Below are 14243 nucleotides of genomic sequence, written 5' to 3'. Positions count from 1 at the left end.
TTTTATGCCTCATTTACACATTAACAATACTTAAAATAGTAGCTATAGTCAGAAAGCGTATTCTGCTGTAAATCTATTTGCTGTTGGTTCTGCAGCTTATGAATCAGCGCGTGGATATCTTCACTAATGCTGGAAGTGGTTTCTGTAGTAAAAAAATGTTTCAGTACATAATCAATTGGAAATACGATCTGTCCACCGATATCCAGACCAAAATAATACTGTGGATCTGTTAGGACAGTGGTTGGTGTAACAGGAAACATATTCAGCTCTTCCAGACTAAGCCAGTGTTCCGGATAGCTTAGTTCAGAGCAAATGAAGAATCCGATATGACTGGTGATGAATAGTACGGTATTCAGCTTTTGCAGGGTCTTGCTAAAGTCTGGTGCTAAAGTCCCCAGATGTTTTTTAAAGGCAAAGAAGAACTGATCCAGACGTAATAGGCTTTGTGGACTATTATCAAAGTTCACGGTTTGCAGTGCATCACTGACATAAAAGTTATGTTGCAGTTCTGCTTGCTGCAATTGTTTGCGCAGACCTTGCATAAAAACCGTGGTACTGTATGTTGAAGCAGAGTGTACAAATGACATCATATTCTTCTTTTTATGGTGTGTTTTAGTTTTAAATATAGCTTAAAAATAATTTAAATCAACAATTTAATTTTACTGTATTTGTGAATCTTGATTGAATTTCCCGTTAAGGAGAGTTTGCATGCAAAAAAATCAAATCATTTTATCTGAGCAGGACTTAAACAGGTTACAGTCCATGCTGGACCATCAGCCCAAGTTAACTCCAACGATGGAGCAGCTAGAAGAAGAACTGGCACGGGCAGAAGTGGTCAAGCCAGAAGATATTCCAGCCAATATCGTGACTATGCATGCACGTGCTCTGGTAACCATTGAAGGCCAGACGAAAGAGATTACCTTGGTCTATCCACACGAATTTACCGGTGAACCAGGACAGCTGAATATTGTGGCACCAGTTGGTGCAGCGATTCTGGGACTGGAAGAAGGACAGACGATTGAATGGCCACAGCCAGATGGCGATATCATGCAGATCAAGGTAGAAAAAGTATTGTATCAGCCTGAACGGGAAGGTGATTTTTTATAAAGCCAGAGTCATTTCTCCTGAAATAAAAAAAGCCCTAAAAACTAGGGCTTTTTTTATTGAGTCATTAATGTTTGGTAATTTTATCCAGATAACCCATGATAAAGGCAGAGATCACAAAGGTTAGATGCATAATGATGTACCACATGATCTTGTCATTATCGACATTGCGGGCATCCATAAAAATTCGCAGCAAATGAATCGAAGAAATCGCGACAATGGAAGCTGCCACTTTGAGTTTGAGCGAATTGGCATCCATGGTACCGAGCCAGTTCAGGCGGGTTTTATTTTCATCAATCTTGAGCTGGGAGACGAAATTTTCATAGCCTGAGAACATGACCATCACAATCAAGCCACCGACCATGGTCATGTCCACCAGTGACAGGATGACCAGAATCAGGTCTGCTTCGGTATATTCAAAAATATGTGGTAGGACGTGGATAACTTCCTGAAAGAATTTTAATGCCAGCAAAAGCAAGGCAAAGGATAGCCCGAAGTAGACAGGCGCTAAAATCCAGCGCGCGGCATACATGGTATTGTGAAAGAAACGTTCCATTTCACCCTCAGATCACATCTTTATTATTGAACCTGATCATAAATAATCCCTGAATAAATTTCGAGAATTTTTAAGATTTTTAGGTGTTTAAATACCTACTACTGAGTTCAGAAAAACATCAATATGAATGGAAGGGCTAAATCAGGAAAATAAAAAAATCTACAAGTATTGTGCTGATTGAATGGAATTACAGTCAAGTTAGAATTCTGAATCTGGATCTGCTACAACAGTTCAGTACACTATCTTAAGGAGAGCTGTATTACCTGACTGGCAAGCGCTATAAAAAAGACTTGTTTGCAAAATGCTACATGTTATGGTGAATAAAAACACGTAGTATAAAAACCGAATTCACTGAGTTTAAAGGGCCATGTCACAGATAGATGTTTTGATCCCGATCCAGGAGATAGCAGTAGATCCGAATGAGATTTTAAGCATCAAGCGCAACGAGCTTGTCCCTCTGCTCCATGACCAGTACCGACTCAATCACTATGCCGATCAGCTGATTCAGGCTCAGTCAGTCTTGTTGGATGGTGTTGATCCACATCTCACCCAGCAATTGAGCCAGACTATTGAGAAAATTATTCAGGCACTGGCAGATTCGAAAAAATATCTGAAAAAGCGCAAATTTAATGCCCTGCAAAAATGGCTGGGGATTGATCTGGATTATGGTTCCAGTCAGGTGCAGTATTATCGAAATCTGGATCGTCTGCTTGACCAGGCCAGTCACCTAAGTCACAAGCTGCAGATAGAAATCCAGAAATCCCAGGCACGTTTTCAGCAGCTATCTGGATTGCGGGAGCAGATGGCCAAGCATATTGTCGCAGCGGAGGAGTTTTTGCAGGAATATCCGCAGTTCGTCAAGAATCAGCATCCATTAGATAATTTCAAGGAACGTTTGTCCAAGAAAATTCATACCTTGCGCACCTTGCAAGCCAGTAATGATATCGCCATCACCCAGATGCAATTGTCACAACAGCTTTCTTTCAGTTTATTGGACCGATTTCAGGAAGCGCAGCAGGTGTTAATTCCGGCCTGGCAATATCATGTCAAACAAACAAACACGAAGCACTCGACAAGTGATCTGGAAAAACTTGATAATAGCCGTGAAAATCTAATTAAAACGTTAAAAAAATCGCTCGAGAAGCCCTCGAAAACATAACAATATAAGGTGAACTATGACCAATCCTGATACTGTAAATCTGCCTGATAACCAAGAAAAAGCAAATGAACTTGCTGAACAGAAATTTCAGCAAATGGACCTGAAAGAACTGGGCTTAAAGCCTGAGGACTTTCAGGAGGTGCTGGCAGCACGCAAAGAATTACAGGAGATGAGTCATACTGCCGTAGCTGAATACGGCAAAAATATTGCTACCAAAACTTCGACCTATACCGATGAATTGCTGAATCTGGTACAGAACCGTGATCTGGATGCGACCGGGCATAAACTGAATCAGGTGGTGCAAGTAGCACAGCAGCTGAATGCATCCAGTATCCTGAGTAAAAGCAAAACGTCTGGTTTCTTTGGTAATTTGCTGAATAAATTTAAGGGTGCCAAACAGAGTTTTGATGCACACTTTAATACTACCAAGGAACAGATAGATGTCTTGGTCAAGGAAATTGAAACCTCACAGTCTGGGCTAAAAGCACGTGTTTCGACGCTAGATAAAATGTTCGAGGGCGTACAGGAAGAATATAAGCAGCTTGGGATTCATATTGCCGCTGGTCGTATCCGTGAGCAGGAACTGCAACATGAAATTGCTGAGTTGACTGCCTTGCCACAGGATCAGACCACCACCCAGAAAATTTATGACCTGAATCATCTCGCGAATAATCTGGAAAAACGTATTAGTGACCTGCAGGTGTTGCAACAATCCGCAATGCAGACCTTACCCATGATCCGTATTATCCAGTCCAATAATCTGATGCTGGTCGATAAGTTTTATGCGATCAAGAACATTACTTTACCGGCCTGGAAGAACCAGATCAGTTTGGCGATTTCCCTGCATGAGCAGAAGAATAGTGTTCAATTAGCAAATAGCATTGATGATGCCACCAATGAACTGCTGCGCCGGAATGCGGATTTGCTGCATCAGAACTCGGTAGATACGGCACGTGCCAACCAGCGTTCAGTGATTGACGTAGAAACGCTTGAACACGTCCAGAACACCCTCATTAATACAGTAAATGATGTCATCAAGATTCAGAAAGAAGGCATGCAGAAACGTACTGAAGCGACTGCGCGTCTGAAAGCCTTACAGGATAATCTCAATTATCTGGTCATTGAATCGAGTACAGACGGGTCTGAATCGAACTAAGGATTGATTCCGGCTCACGCAGAGGAGTCTGGTTTGCCCCCATTAGATGAGTATGCAGTAAATCCTCGGGAAATCGAGCAGGGTGTAGTGGCACTGAAAAATCGGCAGCATCGCCTGATGCTGCTCGGTGTCACCACAACTACGGTCGCTATAGTTTCGATCATTGGCTTATTTCTGCATCAGGAACTGGTTTATGGATTCTTTGGCCTGAGTACTGAAGTACAGCAGCTGCATTTACCGGTCAGTGTGGATGCCAATCTGGCGAGTATTGGGGACAGCCCGGACTATTTCCTGAACCTGCTCAGCTGGTTTGGTTGGCTGATTTTGAAACTATTTTCTTCCTTTATTGGTGCATTCTTTGTGATGCACTTCCTGAAAAAAATCCGTTACTTCTATGTCAAATTTCAGTCCTTTGTGCAGAAATTTGTCGGCTGGCTGCTTGCCTTTATTCTGATCTGGAGTGGCCTCACCTATTGGCAGCATGATCTGAACGGTGATCATGACGATGCTTACCAGAAAGTGGTGTATTATGACAGTAATATCAACGACAGCGAAATGGCGCGTTATCTGTCAGAGACAGAAGAGGTGGCAGCACCGGTGAAGTCCTATTTGCTGGCGCAAACCGCTTTGTTGCATAATCCTGCTGATCTGTCTGCAGCCCGACCACATGTACTGCGACTGATTCAGGCGGAAAAGAATGATCGAAATTTTGAAGAATATGGTTTCAAGCCGGAACAGCTCTGGACCATGCAGCAACAGGTGTATGGCAAGACCATGACACCGCTTGCTGAAACTGTCACACCACAAGTACAGCAGGCCAGCCGTCTGGAAAGTTGGGTGAAAATCCTGATTTGGATGGTGCTGAGCATATCAGCTGTGTTGAGCCTGATCTTTTATGGACTGGCGAATATCATTAAAAAACGCTCATTGCGGATTGAACAGCGTATCCATTAACGGTCAAAATTGTGTGAATGGTGAATATGATAAGTGCGATTCCATTTGTAAAGTTTAGCCAAACACAATTCTTTGATCTTAAATTGAAAAATAGCTTTTAATCTAAAAAAGCGATTGTTTGTATAAAAACTACCTGTTTTACCTGTTTCTTTATTTTTCTTATGATTACTTCATCGAATGAATGATTACTCCTTTGGAGATGTTAGCAATGTTAGATCAAAATACAACAGCTCAACTTAAAACCCTTTTGGAACGCCTTGAAGGTCCAATCGAACTGGTTGCCACTCTGGACGCTTCTGACAAATCAGCCAAAATTAAAGAACTGGTAGAAGAAATCGCTGTGCTTTCACCACAAGTGACTGCACGTTTCGACGGTCAAAACAAACGTGCACCAAGCTTCGGTGTGGCAAAAGCTGGTGAACAGCCTCGTGTGTTCTTTGCAGGCTTGCCAATGGGTCACGAGTTCACATCTTTGATTCTGGCATTGCTACAAACTTCTGGTTATGCACCGAAAGTTTCTGATGAAGTTTTACAGTCTATTAAAGACCTGAATATCAAATCAGATTTTGATGTGTTTGTTTCTTTAAGCTGCCATAACTGTCCAGATGTGGTTCAGGCTTTGAATCTGATTGCGATTTACAACCCTGGCACAACTACGACCATGATCGATGGTGCTTTCTTCCAGGAAGAAGTGGAAGAACGCAAAATTATGGCAGTACCAATGGTATTCCAGGACGGTGAACACATCGGCCAAGGTCGTATGACTTTAGAAGAAATCATTGCCAAACTGGACACTAACTCTGCAGCCAAAGAAGCTGAAAAACTCAATGCTAAAGATGCATTTGATGTGCTTGTCATCGGTGGTGGCCCTGCAGGTAACACTGCAGCGATCTACGCAGCACGTAAAGGTATTAACACTGGCATCGTAGCTGAACGCATGGGCGGTCAGGTGATGGATACCATGGACATTGAGAACTTCACTTCAGTTCAAAAAACTCAAGGTCCAAAGTTTGCCGCTGAAATGGAGTCACATGTCCGTTCATACGGTGTGGATATCATGAACCTGCAACGTGTCTCTGACATCAAAGGTGCAGATGAAACTGCCAATGGTCTGGTTGAAGTCACTCTGGAAAATGGTGCAAAACTGGAATCTAAAACTGTAATTCTTTCAACTGGTGCCCGCTGGAGAGAGATGAACGTTCCGGGTGAAGCAGAATACCGTACCCGTGGTGTTGCGTATTGCCCACACTGTGATGGTCCATTGTTCAAAGGTAAACGTGTTGCCGTGATTGGTGGCGGTAACTCTGGCGTAGAAGCAGCGATTGATCTTGCTGGTATCGTTGAGCATGTGACTCTGGTTGAGTTTGATACCAAACTACGTGCGGATCAGGTGCTTCAAGACAAACTGAACAGCTTACCGAATACTACCGTGATCAAAAATGCCCTGTCTACAGAAGTGATTGGTGATGGTTCACAAGTAACTGGCTTGAAATACAAAGACCGCGCAACTGATGAAGAGCACACCATTGAATTGGCGGGTATCTTTGTACAAATCGGTTTGTTACCTAACACTGATTTCTTAAAAGAAACTAAAGTTGAGTTAACCAACCGTGGTGAGATCGTGATTAACGAACGCAACGAAACCAATGTGAAAGGTGTATTTGCTGCAGGTGACTGTACCACTGTTCCATACAAACAGATCATCATCGCGACTGGTGAAGGTGCCAAAGCATCACTGTCTGCATTCGATTATATCATCCGTTCTGGCCAATAAGAAAAAGCACCTGGGCTTCCCCAAACCCAGGTGCTAGATACAACGACTGTTGTATTTAATTCCCTTTTTACAGGAATCCGGGACGCTAACACCGGGTTCCTTTTTTTGTTTTTAGATCAGCTAGAAGTGTCCCCAATCACTTCGAGCTGTTCCTTTCCTCCACACTGTTTTTGTTTTGGCTTGTTATTATTCTGCTTCCCCCAAGGCTGATCCTTGAAAAGCACGAAACATGCCATTTTTTAATCAGGTTCTAGAGTTAAATAAATTCAAGCCTTTGAATTTTTCCATCAGTTCTTCTTTACTTTCTACATGCTCTGGATGCGGAATAATGCACTCAATTGGACACACCGAAACGCAGGTTTGGTGATCATAGAAACCGACACATTCAGTACAGCGATTCACGTCGATTTCATAAATTTTGTCGCCTTCATAAATGGCATTATTCGGACATTCCGGCAGGCACATGTCGCAGTTAATGCATTTATCGGTAATCAGCAGTGCCATGTTTAGCTCGCCTGATAAGCCAGTGAAGAGGCAGAAATATCCGCAGTTGATGTCGGCAGATTACGGATCAGCAATGCATACTGCATATCTACATCTGCAGGCACTGGAATTTCCACCACATGACCTGAACCTTTGGCCTCTTCAATCGGATTGCCTTTTTTGTCTTTCATTTCAGTCAGAGTAAAGGTGATATTACCTTTGGTGGTCATCAGTTCCAGAGAATCACCCACGACAAAGCGGTTTTTTACGTCAATCTTGATGTAATCGCCGTTACGTTCCAGCACTTCACCACAGAATTGCTGATGGTCGAAGCTGGAAGAGCCATTTTCGTAGTTTTGATATTCACTATGTACATGGCGACGCAGGAAACCTTCGGTATAACCACGGTTCGCCAGTCCTTCAAGTTGAGTCATTAGTGAAGGGTCGAAAGGTTTGCCAGCCAGCGCATCATCAATAGCTTTACGGTAAATCTGGGCAGTGCGTGCACAGTAGAAATAGGATTTGGTACGGCCTTCAATTTTCAGTGAATGTACGCCGATTTTGGTCAGGCGTTCCACATGCTGTACTGCACGCAGGTCTTTGGAATTCATGAAATAGGTGCCATGTTCGTCTTCTTCGGCTGCGAACATGTCTTCATCATTACGTTGCAACAGCACAGGCTCATTGAACTGATGTTGTGCTTCTTTATGTTCTTGATCGATATCTTTTGAACAGCAGCCTGAATCTAGATTTTTCACCGGGATCACATCGCCAGTTTCATCTTCTTTGGCGTCAAGTACCTTGTATTCCCAGCGGCAGGCATTGGTGCAGGCGCCCTGGTTAGCATCTCGCTTGTTCATGTAACCAGATAGCATGCAACGACCAGAATAGGCCATGCACAGTGCGCCATGTACGAACACTTCAATTTCAATATCTGGAACTTGCTGTTTGATTTCTTCGATTTCTTCAATGGATAACTCACGTGACAGGATCACACGGGTCAGACCCATATTTTTCCAGAATTTCACGGTCGCCCAGTTCACGGCATTGGCCTGTACAGACAGGTGAATGTCCATGTGCGGGAAATGCTCACGTACCAGCATGATCAGGCCAGGATCAGACATAATCAGTGCATCCGGCTGCATTGCCACCACAGGTTCAAGGTCACGGATAAAGTTTTTCAGCTTGGAGTTATGCGGCTGGATATTCACCACGACATAGAACTTTTTGCCAAGCTCATGCGCTTCTTTGATCCCAATCGCTAGATTTTCATGGTCAAATTCATTATTACGAACACGCAGACTATAACGAGGTTGGCCTGCATATACCGCATCTGCACCGTAGGCAAAGGCATAACGCATGTTTTTCAGGGAGCCAGCAGGTGAGAGAAGTTCAGTAACGTGAGTTAAGCTCATGATGAAATCAAATGACCTATAAAAAGTACGTCTTTATTTTATGTATCTGGAAACAGGATTCAACCAAGTATTTCACTCGGAAATCATGGTTTTTGTTGATATTTTCAACATTATCAAATAAGTAAAACTGAAATAAATATAGTGTTTATATGTCGTCTGAATCTGTCTGTTCGAGCGTTTTTAGAATCTGACAATGGTCAACGGTCGTCGGTGTATTGCAGCTATTGCGAAGTTCTGAAAGCTGGTTTTTAAAAGCTTCTAATTCTTTCATTTTGTTGGTGATATGCTCTAGATGCAGATCAATAATCTCGTTAACTGCTGCACAGTTCTGGTCAGGATTTTGTTCCAGTTCAATCAGGGTTTCGATTTCCTTTAAGGACATATCCAGATCGCGGCAACGCTTGATAAAAAGTAAGCGTTTCAGTGCTTCATCATCAAAATAACGGTACTGATTGTTTGCTCGAAAATTCGGCTTGATAAAGCCACGTTTCTCATAAAAGCGCACTGTATCCGTAGTTAAATGGGCCTTTTTCGCCACTTCAGAAATTAAATAAAAAGACATGCGTACCTCGTGCTTGACCTTGGAGTTACTCCATAGTTTCTAATGACTGTATCGCATTTAGGATAAAAAATCATCGGAGAAAAATATGGCCTGTAGCTGCAGTCATGAACCGGCACCGATCAAGCCAAATAGCAAATTTCGTATGGCATTATGGATTGCCCTGTTCATTAATTTATTGATGTTTATTGTGGAACTGGTGGGCGGAGCCTATGCACATTCATCCTCATTGTGGGCGGACTCACTGGACTTCTTTGGGGATGCGGTGAACTATGGTATTTCTCTCGCAGTACTGGGAGCAGGGCTGTATTGGCGTGCAACTGTAGCTTTGGTCAAAGGGCTGACTATGGCTGTGTTTGGGTTAGTCGTGGTAGCTAAGGTGATTTATGCCTATATGCTTGGGATTCCGCCTGAAGCATTCACTATGGGGATTATTGGTATTCTTGCTTTGCTGGCCAATGTTATTACCGCTGTGATTCTGTATGCCTTCCGAGAGGGAGATTCCAACATGAAATCCGTATGGCTGTGTAGTCGTAATGACGCGATTGGCAATGTCGCAGTCATTCTGGCAGCGGTTGGCGTCTTTGGAACCGGTAGTTTATGGCCAGATATGATTGTTGCCGTGATTATGGCAAGTCTGGGATTAAGCGCAGGTTATCAGATTGTGAAGCAGGCATTGGTCGAACGGGCAACAAGCCAGCCGTCCATCTAATTCTGATTTGAGAAAAAGCCACCTTCGGGTGGCTTTTTTATGGCCTCATTAGTCTAAATTGGTGGAAAAATAGAGCTTTGCAAATCAAGTAAATTTAGAAAGAATCTCTCGCGTAATCTTAAAACAGTCATATAACTAGACGATTTAAATTTTTATTGTTTTTGAGGGGGAACAATGAACTTCAAAAAACTATTTGCTATTTCGACAATTCTGCTGCTGACGGGGTGTAGTTCCATGGTGGTGACTTACGATGCAGCCGGTCAGGTGATTGGTTCATGTAAGGCTACTCGTGGTCTGCTTTCAACTGCATCGGCAGTTTGTGGTGGTTCAGGTGATGCCATTGGCGTGAACTACAATGCCGTCAATGAAAAGACGGGGCTGTTACCTGTACCACCTAGCCAAGCGCAAATCAAATTAAATTAATCCTGAATTTTTAGAGGGGAAAGACAATGAAACTTACAGCACTTATCGCACTTGCAGCAACATTGGTACTGACTGGCTGCGCTTCTACAGTAACCACTTATGATTCTCATGGTCGTGTTATTGGTTCATGTAAAGCTGAACGCGGCTTTGTGATCGGTGGCGGCGCAGGCTGTTCTGGTTCTGCAAATCAGGAAGGTGTAAATCGTTAATTTATTTTCTATATGCTGCATATAAAAAAAACCGAAGCCTAAGCTTCGGTTTTTTCTTTAACAGTCAAAAAATTATTTTTGATCAGGTAAAGCAAAGGCAATGATATAGTCGCCAACATCTTTAGAGTGGCTTGCACCACCTGCAGAAATCACAACATATTGTTTGCCAGTTTTTGGAGATTTATAAATCAGTGGTGCAGCCACGGCAGCAACAGGAAGCTCAGCTTTCCACACTTCTTTACCAGTTTTTGAATCCAACGCACGTAGGTAATAATCCTGAGTACCGGCGAAGAACACCAGACCAGAAGCGGTTGAAGTAGGACCACCCAGTGTAGGCATACCTAAAGGAATTGGCATATGGGTTTTAACACCTAATGGCCCCAATTCTTTGGCTGTACCCATTGGCACTTCCCAAACGACTTTTTTAGATTTCAAGTCGATGGCAGTCATGGTACCAAACGGTGGTTTGTTACAAGGAACACCCAGTTTAGACTGCATGATGTCAATTTTCACACCCGCATAAGGACCAGCCAATTGTGGACGTACTGTACCCATGAATCCTGGTACTTCGTCAGTTGAGATATGGTATTTGCTCATATCTTCTTTACGAACCAATGACATACGAAGTGGCATACGCATATCGTTGACGTACATCATGCCAGTAGATTCATCAATGGAGATACCGCCCCAGTTGAAGCCACCAAGCAGGCTAGGCCATTCGATATATGGTTTTTCACCTGGTGCAGTGTATAGACCGTTATAGACAGAGTCTTTAAAGTCGATACGACAAGCCAATTGGTCAAAAGTTGAAATACCCCACATATCCTGTTCAGTCAATGTTGCATTACCAATTTGTGGCATGCCAACAGAGAATGGTTGGGTAGGAGAAAGTTTTTCACCTTCAGCACCATTGGTGTCAACTGGACGTTCTTCAACTTTAGTGACTGGTTTACCAGTACGGCGGTCAAGAACGAAGATTTGACCCATTTTGGTAGTTTGAATCAATGCTGGAACTTTTTTGCCATGATCATCAGTCATGTCATAAAGCACAGGTTGTGACGGCAAGTCATAATCCCAGACATCATGGTGAACAGTTTGATAAGTCCAAACAGTTTTACCAGTTAAGGCATTTACCGCAACAATTGCAGAACCAAATTTTTCTTTCGCTGCGTTACGGTCACCACCCCAGTAGTCAGGAGGACCATTACCTGTAGGCAAGTAAACCAGATTCAGGTCTTTGTCATAGGTTGGAATAGTCCACATGTTTGGTGTTTCTAAAGTAAAGCCTTTGCCATCTTTAGGTTCACCAACCAGTTCAGGATTACCAACATCCCAAGCCCATGCCAATTTACCTGTGCGAACGTCATAAGCACGCACGACACCAGAAGGTTCGCCATGTACGATATCACGTACCCAGCCACCTAATACAGCGACATGACCAGCGATCAGCGGAGTAGAAGTTGGGTGGTAGCGTTTACTACTTTCAGTTGGACCCATGTCATGCAGAACATCGACCTGACCGTTAGTACCAAATTCTGGACATAAAGCACCAGTTTTAGCATTCAAGGCAATTAAACGACCATCAACAGTAGAAGTCAGGATACGTTGTGGACAAGCTTTAATACCAGGTGCTTGTAGGTCTGCTGCAGTTAAAGATTTGTCTTTAGTTGCATCATAGTAACCAACACCACGGCAGGTAATATGCTCTGCAGTTTTTGCATGTGGATCGTATTTCCAAAGTGCTTTACCACTGTCACCATCAATTGCTGAAATGATGTTAGTCGGTGTACATGAATATAAAGTACTGCCAATCTGAATTGGTGTATTTTCATCGACACCGGCAGAAGTATCACGACCAGTGTGATAAGTCCAAGCTACTTTCAGATCTTTGACATTTTCAGGGGTAATGTCAGTGTACGGTGCAAAGCGGGTACCGTTACCATTACGACCGAAATATTCCCAGTTGTCAGGGTTTTCTGCATTCGGTTTAGCCAGTGCAGGGTCTTGTACGATATCAACAGGATTAAGGATTTTGCCGTGTGGGAAGAATGCAGCAATCAGGGCTGCGACACAGGCAAAGAAACCGGCAAAGCCAACAAGATTGGCAGCTTTGATTTTTACAGCATCGAGTGCTGGCAGGCTTTTGCTTGCCCACATGCTGAGGACAAACAGAATAGTTGGAACCACCAGACGTGGGATATATTGCCAGAAGCTTAAACCTTGAACTTCAGCAATTGCCCAGAGGAAGGTTGCAATAAAAGTAATAATAGAAAGCCAGAAACCAAGGGCTTTTTTCATCGCATAGAAAATGGCGATTGCAACATAGGCAATCCCTGCGATGAGATAATAACTTGTACCACCGAGGCTGAGTAATTTAGCGCCTTGAATGATCAAGTACAGCGCAACAAGTAAAGTCAGCACGACAACAAAATATCGATAGACTTTAGACCCTGTACGCTCGATAGAGGAGGGTTGTTCAGTGCTCATACCTTGCCTATAAAAAACGGCTTGGTTGCATAAACGGTGAAACAGGAGAATGGGATCTAAACAGATCGAATTAAAAGTTTACAGAGTTTATGTAACTAAGTCTTTAGCGAGGATAAATCCTCAGGAGAAATCAATTACAGTTACATATTCTAACATTTAAGAATGAATTTTTGACTAAAAAATATAATGTGAGTATTGATATTTATCATTTATTTTATAGTTTTAAACAATTGTAGCTCTATAAGTTCGCTAATTATAAGAAATTTTAAGTAGAGAATAGATCGAGGTAATTCTTTTAAATTAAGACTTTCTGGATATAAAAAACGCATGCTTTAAGCATGCGTTTTTAGATCGCAAAAGGTGTTTTGCAGATTATTTTTCTACGAATGCACGTTCAATTACGTAGTCACCCAGAACACCCATACGTGGGGATTCTTTCAGACCGTGTTGATCCAGTAGTGCAGCAACGTCGTCCAGGAATGCAGGAGAACCACACAACATTGCACGGTCAGTTTCAGGGTTGAAACGTGGCAGACCGATTTTCTCGAATAGTGCACCAGTTTCAATTGCAGTCGTTACACGACCTTGAGTGTGGAACTCTTCACGAGTTACTGTTGGGTAGTAAATCAGTTTTTCTTTTGCACCTAACTCACCGAAGAATTCATGATTTGGAATTTCGTTCAGGATCAGGTCTTGATACGCTAGTTCTGAGATGTAACGAGTACCGTGAACGACGATGATTTTCTCAAAGCGTTCATAAGTTTCTGGATCGCGGATCACAGAAAGGAAAGGAGCAAGACCAGTACCAGAAGAAAGCAGGTACAGGTTTTTACCTGGATTTAAGTCATCAAGAACCAGGGTACCTGTCGGTTTTTTAGATACCAGGATTTCGTCGCCGACTTTTACTTTTTGCAGGATAGAAGTAAGCGGACCATCTGGCACTTTAATTGAGAAAAACTCTAATTCTTCTTCGTAGTTTGCACTTGCGATTGAATATGCACGCATTAACGGCTTACCATTGACTTCAAGACCGATCATCACAAACTGACCGTTTTTAAAACGCAGAGCTTGGTCACGAGTCGTTTTAAAAGAGAATAAAGTGTCATTCCAATGGTGGACGTGAGTAATCTTTTCGACGTTAAAAGCAGCCATTAAAGGTCTCAATAAGTTATCAAATTAGAACAGGCTGCTATTCTAAACCAAATTCATTCTCGATAAACTGAATATATTTAATTGAGCTTATCAAAAAAAG

The 14243-nt window shown here is 42.7% G+C and carries 15 protein-coding genes; 8 read left to right on the top strand and 7 right to left on the bottom strand.

What is annotated here, in order from left to right; translation table 11 throughout:
• Positions 1-20: 20 nt before the first annotated feature.
• Positions 21-590: a hypothetical protein gene (locus ABEF84_RS10285; RefSeq protein ID WP_347456543.1), complete on the bottom strand. Its 570-nt coding sequence runs from the start codon at positions 588-590 to the stop codon at positions 21-23.
• Positions 591-708: 118 nt separating this feature from the next.
• On the opposite strand from ABEF84_RS10285, the gene rnk reads away from it, so the two are divergent.
• A complete protein-coding gene (gene rnk, locus ABEF84_RS10280) occupies positions 709-1107 on the top strand; it encodes a nucleoside diphosphate kinase regulator (protein ID WP_034585000.1) in 399 nt (132 codons plus the stop codon).
• 64 nt (positions 1108-1171) lie between these two features.
• Here rnk and ABEF84_RS10275 read toward each other — a convergent pair whose 3' ends face one another.
• On the bottom strand, positions 1172-1660 hold the full coding sequence (locus ABEF84_RS10275; RefSeq protein ID WP_034585003.1) for a TIGR00645 family protein: 489 nt from the start codon (positions 1658-1660) through the stop codon (positions 1172-1174).
• Between the two features lie 367 nt (positions 1661-2027).
• Here ABEF84_RS10275 and ABEF84_RS10270 point away from each other — a divergent pair, with 367 nt between their 5' ends.
• The 4 genes from ABEF84_RS10270 to ahpF all read left to right on the top strand — a co-directional run bounded on the left by ABEF84_RS10270 (position 2028) and on the right by ahpF (position 6703).
• Positions 2028-2819, top strand: a complete 792-nt coding sequence (locus ABEF84_RS10270) for a tellurium resistance protein (RefSeq protein WP_034585005.1) — start codon at positions 2028-2030, stop codon at positions 2817-2819.
• A gap of 16 nt (positions 2820-2835) precedes the next feature.
• On the top strand, positions 2836-3975 hold the full coding sequence (locus ABEF84_RS10265) for a toxic anion resistance protein (protein ID WP_347454846.1): 1140 nt from the start codon (positions 2836-2838) through the stop codon (positions 3973-3975).
• Positions 3976-4008: 33 nt separating this feature from the next.
• Positions 4009-4929, top strand: a complete 921-nt coding sequence (locus tag ABEF84_RS10260; RefSeq protein WP_347454847.1) for a hypothetical protein — start codon at positions 4009-4011, stop codon at positions 4927-4929.
• Between the two features lie 208 nt (positions 4930-5137).
• Positions 5138-6703: an alkyl hydroperoxide reductase subunit F gene (gene ahpF / locus ABEF84_RS10255; RefSeq protein WP_347473670.1), complete on the top strand. Its 1566-nt coding sequence runs from the start codon at positions 5138-5140 to the stop codon at positions 6701-6703.
• Positions 6704-6946: 243 nt separating this feature from the next.
• On the opposite strand, the gene ABEF84_RS10250 is transcribed toward ahpF, so the two are convergent.
• The 3 genes from ABEF84_RS10250 to ABEF84_RS10240 all read right to left on the bottom strand — a co-directional run bounded on the left by ABEF84_RS10250 (position 6947) and on the right by ABEF84_RS10240 (position 9163).
• Positions 6947-7207 carry a YfhL family 4Fe-4S dicluster ferredoxin gene (locus ABEF84_RS10250; RefSeq protein WP_034584921.1) on the bottom strand — a complete coding sequence of 87 codons (261 nt, stop codon included), beginning with the start codon at positions 7205-7207 and terminating at the stop codon, positions 6947-6949.
• Between the two features lie 2 nt (positions 7208-7209).
• Positions 7210-8601, bottom strand: a complete 1392-nt coding sequence (gene yegQ, locus ABEF84_RS10245; RefSeq protein WP_034584919.1) for a tRNA 5-hydroxyuridine modification protein YegQ — start codon at positions 8599-8601, stop codon at positions 7210-7212.
• 145 nt (positions 8602-8746) lie between these two features.
• On the bottom strand, positions 8747-9163 hold the full coding sequence (locus ABEF84_RS10240) for a Cd(II)/Pb(II)-responsive transcriptional regulator (protein ID WP_034584917.1): 417 nt from the start codon (positions 9161-9163) through the stop codon (positions 8747-8749).
• Between the two features lie 85 nt (positions 9164-9248).
• On the opposite strand from ABEF84_RS10240, the gene ABEF84_RS10235 reads away from it, so the two are divergent.
• From ABEF84_RS10235 to ABEF84_RS10225, 3 genes are all read left to right on the top strand, one after another.
• Positions 9249-9872, top strand: a complete 624-nt coding sequence (locus ABEF84_RS10235; RefSeq protein ID WP_347455912.1) for a cation transporter — start codon at positions 9249-9251, stop codon at positions 9870-9872.
• 174 nt (positions 9873-10046) lie between these two features.
• On the top strand, positions 10047-10295 hold the full coding sequence (locus ABEF84_RS10230) for a hypothetical protein (RefSeq protein ID WP_347455911.1): 249 nt from the start codon (positions 10047-10049) through the stop codon (positions 10293-10295).
• Between the two features lie 26 nt (positions 10296-10321).
• Positions 10322-10504, top strand: coding sequence for a hypothetical protein (locus ABEF84_RS10225; protein ID WP_034583114.1), 183 nt, complete (start codon positions 10322-10324; stop codon positions 10502-10504).
• Between the two features lie 72 nt (positions 10505-10576).
• On the opposite strand, the gene ABEF84_RS10220 is transcribed toward ABEF84_RS10225, so the two are convergent.
• Together ABEF84_RS10220 and ABEF84_RS10215 are read right to left on the bottom strand one after the other, a co-directional pair.
• Entirely contained in the window at positions 10577-12991 is a 2415-nt protein-coding gene (locus ABEF84_RS10220; protein ID WP_347455910.1) for a membrane-bound PQQ-dependent dehydrogenase, glucose/quinate/shikimate family, read from the bottom strand.
• 372 nt (positions 12992-13363) lie between these two features.
• Entirely contained in the window at positions 13364-14143 is a 780-nt protein-coding gene (locus ABEF84_RS10215; RefSeq protein ID WP_034583109.1) for a ferredoxin--NADP reductase, read from the bottom strand.
• Positions 14144-14243 lie beyond the last annotated feature (100 nt).

Source organism: Acinetobacter sp. ANC 7912 (assembly GCF_039862785.1).
GTDB classification, from domain to species: Bacteria; Pseudomonadota; Gammaproteobacteria; order Pseudomonadales; family Moraxellaceae; genus Acinetobacter; species Acinetobacter thermotolerans.
This window is presented reverse-complemented; position numbering and strand designations above follow the sequence as displayed.

What these genes read in the sequence shown, in the direction of transcription:
- ABEF84_RS10235 (WP_347455912.1), top strand. Translation starts at nt 9,249, where the DNA reads ATGGCCTGTAGCTGCAGTCATGAACCGGCACCGATCAAGCCAAATAGC.
- ahpF (WP_347473670.1), top strand. Translation starts at nt 5,138, where the DNA reads ATGTTAGATCAAAATACAACAGCTCAACTTAAAACCCTTTTGGAACGC.
- ABEF84_RS10215 (WP_034583109.1), bottom strand. Translation starts at nt 14,143, where the DNA reads ATGGCTGCTTTTAACGTCGAAAAGATTACTCACGTCCACCATTGGAAT.
- ABEF84_RS10220 (WP_347455910.1), bottom strand. Translation starts at nt 12,991, where the DNA reads ATGAGCACTGAACAACCCTCCTCTATCGAGCGTACAGGGTCTAAAGTC.
- ABEF84_RS10265 (WP_347454846.1), top strand. Translation starts at nt 2,836, where the DNA reads ATGACCAATCCTGATACTGTAAATCTGCCTGATAACCAAGAAAAAGCA.
- ABEF84_RS10230 (WP_347455911.1), top strand. Translation starts at nt 10,047, where the DNA reads ATGAACTTCAAAAAACTATTTGCTATTTCGACAATTCTGCTGCTGACG.
- ABEF84_RS10270 (WP_034585005.1), top strand. Translation starts at nt 2,028, where the DNA reads ATGTCACAGATAGATGTTTTGATCCCGATCCAGGAGATAGCAGTAGAT.
- ABEF84_RS10240 (WP_034584917.1), bottom strand. Translation starts at nt 9,163, where the DNA reads ATGTCTTTTTATTTAATTTCTGAAGTGGCGAAAAAGGCCCATTTAACT.
- ABEF84_RS10250 (WP_034584921.1), bottom strand. Translation starts at nt 7,207, where the DNA reads ATGGCACTGCTGATTACCGATAAATGCATTAACTGCGACATGTGCCTG.
- ABEF84_RS10275 (WP_034585003.1), bottom strand. Translation starts at nt 1,660, where the DNA reads ATGGAACGTTTCTTTCACAATACCATGTATGCCGCGCGCTGGATTTTA.
- ABEF84_RS10285 (WP_347456543.1), bottom strand. Translation starts at nt 590, where the DNA reads ATGATGTCATTTGTACACTCTGCTTCAACATACAGTACCACGGTTTTT.
- yegQ (WP_034584919.1), bottom strand. Translation starts at nt 8,601, where the DNA reads ATGAGCTTAACTCACGTTACTGAACTTCTCTCACCTGCTGGCTCCCTG.
- ABEF84_RS10225 (WP_034583114.1), top strand. Translation starts at nt 10,322, where the DNA reads ATGAAACTTACAGCACTTATCGCACTTGCAGCAACATTGGTACTGACT.
- rnk (WP_034585000.1), top strand. Translation starts at nt 709, where the DNA reads ATGCAAAAAAATCAAATCATTTTATCTGAGCAGGACTTAAACAGGTTA.